The organism is Bradyrhizobium sp. P5_C12 (assembly GCF_054049735.1).
The window spans coordinates 1-849 of sequence record NZ_JBFULU010000138.1; the positions used below are offsets into that span (position 1 = coordinate 1).

Below are 849 nucleotides of genomic sequence, written 5' to 3' on the forward strand. Positions count from 1 at the left end.
TAGGGTCTGTACTCAATAGGGATTCCATCTGAAATTAGTTTGTGATTCAAGCATCTCAGCGGAAGGGAGGCTTGAATGGCAAAGCAGGTCTACTGGCTCAGCGATGCGGAATGGCGGCGGGTTGAGCCGTTGTTGCCGCGAGGGCGCAAGGGAGCCCATCGGGTCGATGATCGACGCGTGATCAGCGGCATCGTGCACATGCTGAAATCTGGCTCGCGCTGGCGCGATTGCCCGGAAGTCTATGGCCCCTACACGACGGTCTACAACCGCTTCAACCGCTGGAGTCGGCAGGGGATCTGGACGGATATTTTTTACGCGCTGACCGGATCGACCGGCATGTACGGATCGATGTCGGTGGATTCCAGCTATATCAAAGCCCATCGCTCCGCGGCCGGCGCAAAAGGGGGGCCTTCAACAATGCAATCGGCCGCTCGCGCGGCGGGCAGACCACCAAAATCCACGCGCTGACCGACGAAATCGGCCGTCCGCTTGCCTTCCTGATTACCCCAGGCAACACCCACGACTTGGTCGGTGCACGCGGTTTGATCGGCATGGTCCGCAACCCACGCCGTCTGCTGGCCGATCGAGCTTACGACGCCAGGAGCTTGCGCGACGAACTGGCCGCACGCCGTATCAAGGCCGTGATCCCGCCAAATCCGACCCGCAAGCATCCGCATCGCTACGACAAAACCGCTTACAAAGGTCGCAACGTTATCGAGCGGATGTTCTGCCGTCTCAAGGACTTCCGCCGCATCGCAACCCGATACGACAAGCGCGCAGACATCTTCCTGTCCGCAATCCTTCTGGCCGCTGCAATCACTTGGTGGATCAATTGAGTCCGGACCCTAG

The 849-nt window shown here is 59.6% G+C and carries 1 pseudogene; it reads left to right on the forward strand.

The features are described 5' to 3' along the window. Positions 1-75 precede the first annotated feature (75 nt). Positions 76-836, forward strand: a pseudogene (locus ACXJMY_RS37975) (IS5 family transposase). The last annotated feature ends 13 nt before the right edge of the window (positions 837-849 follow it).